The 2,943-nt window shown below is 56.3% G+C and carries 3 protein-coding genes; 1 reads left to right on the top strand and 2 read right to left on the bottom strand.

Annotated elements, in window-relative coordinates:
- Positions 1-360: 360 nt before the first annotated feature.
- On the bottom strand, positions 361-1,308 hold the full coding sequence (gene ylqF, locus ACIQ0R_RS12150; protein ID WP_395827803.1) for a ribosome biogenesis GTPase YlqF: 948 nt from the start codon (positions 1,306-1,308) through the stop codon (positions 361-363).
- Between the two features lie 131 nt (positions 1,309-1,439).
- The gene (locus tag ACIQ0R_RS12145; protein WP_395827800.1) at positions 1,440-2,378 is read right to left on the bottom strand and encodes a histone deacetylase family protein; all 939 of its coding nucleotides are present in this window, start codon (positions 2,376-2,378) and stop codon (positions 1,440-1,442) included.
- Positions 2,379-2,654: 276 nt separating this feature from the next.
- Between ACIQ0R_RS12145 and ACIQ0R_RS12140 the strand changes: the two genes are divergently transcribed.
- Positions 2,655-2,943 (top strand): AAA family ATPase (locus ACIQ0R_RS12140; RefSeq protein ID WP_395827797.1); only part of this gene is annotated, 289 nt, incomplete at its 3' end.

Genomic DNA, 2,943 nt, shown 5'->3' with positions numbered 1-2,943 from the left:
GAAATTGAATAGAAATATTCCATGTTCTTGCAAATTCCGCAACCGCTTTTGAGGCATCGGGCCCCGCCAACATTGGGGGGATGGGGTTGTTCAGGGGCGACTCATTAGTACGAATAAAGCAATGGTCGATGTGGATCAGTAGCCACGAGCGGCGATCTGCTCCGATGACCTATCAGGCGCTATCGCCAAGAAATGCGGGAAATGTGAAATTGGCGGCAAATCAGGAAAATATTGGGACAAAATCACTCCCAAACAAATGTCAAATCAACGTCCAAATCCGGCGCGCTTAAGCGTAAAAAAAGCCCGCGATAACCTGAAGTCATCGCGGGCTTTCACCTTTTAGCCATCCAGGCGGATGGCTTACCTTGTGTGGTCCTGATCGTGGTCCTGATCGTCGTCGCTGGCTGCTGCGGCGTCTGCTTCGGCCTGTCTTTGCGCCAGCTCTTCCTGGTACTGGGCCAGCAACGCGGCGCGCGTCTGCGGGGTTTCCAGGCTGATACGCCCAAGCGCGCCAGTCCGATAATCCTGCAACAGCGTGTGCGCCGCTTTTTCCAGATCCAGACCCCCTCCCTTCAGACGGAATCCGCGGCGGGCGGCAACCCCCTCAATCACGCTTACGCCGTCAATCCCGTCGGTCTTGAGAGCGTAGCGCGCTGTCAGCAACGGCGCATAGCGCAGCAACAATACATCAGCCAGGAAGGTGGCGACCTCCTCCTCAATCAGAGCATTGCTCCCGATTGCGTGGCTGGCGGCCAACATCAAGCCGCCGCTCGGATGAGCGATCTTGGGCCAGAGCATGCCGGGCGTGTCGATCAGCACCATGTTATTGCCCAGGTACAGACGCTGCTGCACCTTGGTCACCGCCGGTTCATCACCGACCGCGGCGACGCGGCGCTTGAGCAAGGCATTCATCAAGGTCGATTTGCCGACGTTGGGAATACCCATGATCATCATGCGCAGCGGCTTCAGCGGCGTGCCGCGATGCGGCGCAAGCGCCAGGCACAAACCCGGTATCTTGGCCGCATCAGACGGCTTCTTGCAGCTCAGTGCGACAGCCTGCACATTTTTTTGCGCGTTGTAATAGCTGATCCAGGCCTGGGTAGTGGCCAGGTCCGCCAAATCGCTCTTGTTGAGAATTTTAAGGCAGGGGCGCTGCCGATGCAGGCGCAACTGCTCGATCATTGGATTGCAACTGGCTTGCGGCAAACGCCCGTCGAGCACTTCGATGACGAGATCGACCTTCTCCATTGCTTCCGCCGCCTTCTTGCGGGCGGCGTTCATGTGACCGGGAAACCATTGTATGGACATGCGTTGTCTTGTCTGACGAAAATAAACCGCTATTGTACGGACTTATTCTTGTTCCACCGCAAACCCAAACGGTAAACAAAGCCTGGCATATGGTCGCCTCCTGCCTTATCGACGTCTTCACGCAGTGTTTGTCAATCGAGATCGGCCAATACTTTTATATGAGCAACTACGCTACGGTCCAAGGCCGACAAAGCGTAACCGCCTTCCAGGCAACTGACGATCCGCCCCTGCGCATGCTGTGCGGCGACGTCCATCACTTGCCTTGTCAGCCAGGCATAATCGGCCTCGAGCAACCCCATCTGCGCCATATCGTCTTCTCGATGTGCATCGAATCCGGCTGAAATAAACAACATTTGCGGGCGATGTGCCTCCAGCGCGGGCAACCACGTCTCTGTCACCAACTGCCTTACCACGCTGCCGTCGCTGTAAGCCAGCACCGGAACATTGACTGCATTTGCGCCTGCGCTGTAGTTACCGCTGAACGGGTACAGCGGGTGCTGGAAGAAGCTGACCATCAGCACCCGCGGATCGTGCGCGAATATTTCCTCGGTGCCGTTACCATGATGAACATCAAAATCGACTATCGCGACCCGTTCCAGACCATGCACTTCCAACGCATGGCGCACCGCCACCGCAACGTTATTGAAGAGGCAAAATCCCATCGATGTGGTCGACGTTGCGTGGTGCCCCGGTGGACGGATCGCGCAAAATGCATTGTCGATTTCGCCCGCGATCACCGCATCGGTCGCGGCCAGCGCAGCACCGGCCGCACGCAACGCCGCCTGCCAGCTATGGCCGTTGAGCAGAGTATCCGCATCCAGCGGGTAACAGCCGGAGGTACCAGCCAGCGCCAGGCTGTGCTCGCGTACCAGAGCTATCATCGTCGCGCTGTGCACCCACTCCAGATCGCTCTCCTGTGCCAGCGGCACGTGACGGCAATCCAGCAGCGAAGCAATCCGGCTGGCGATCAACTGGTCCTCGATCGCCTGCAGCCTGGCCGGCGATTCCGGGTGCCATGAACCCATCTCATGCAGTTTGCAATCAGGATGCGTATAAAAAGCAGTAGTCACTTGATTTCGCCAAAGGCCTTTCTGAAATGTATGACTGCGTTGACGCCGGGCCTGGTAATTGAGCCGTGTACTTAAGCCTGCTCCATTTAATCCATGCATAGTGTACCCAAGAAAGGGGGTATGCCAACACCATGCTTGGTAGTTTGTCTCGGCCGAAATCAAGCCGCCCAACTAAAACTTTTCCCCGCTCCCAAAGGAACTAGGTTAACTTCAAAGAAGTTTGTATGATTCATTCTCCAGATTGCAGCACCATTCAACAGGGCCACAGAAAACCCCATGTTCGCAAAAATCCATGCAGTTGCAAAACAGGTCAGCCAGGTCGTCGTCGGCAAAGAACACCAAATCCGGCAGGCGCTGGTATGCCTGCTGGCGGGCGGCCATTTACTGATTGAGGATGTGCCTGGTGTCGGCAAGACTACCTTGGCTCACGCGTTGGCTATTTCACTCGGGTTACGCTTTAATCGCCTGCAATTCACCAGCGACCTGCTGCCGGCTGATGTCGTCGGAATTTCCGTGTTTGATCGCGAAAAGACCAGCTTTGTCTTTCATCAGGGGCCGGTGTTCA

It is taken from the genome of Collimonas sp. (genome assembly GCF_044339385.1).
GTDB lineage: Bacteria > Pseudomonadota > Gammaproteobacteria > Burkholderiales > Burkholderiaceae_D > Collimonas.
This window is presented reverse-complemented; position numbering and strand designations above follow the sequence as displayed.

What these genes read in the sequence shown, in the direction of transcription:
- ylqF (WP_395827803.1), bottom strand. Translation starts at nt 1,308, where the DNA reads ATGTCCATACAATGGTTTCCCGGTCACATGAACGCCGCCCGCAAGAAG.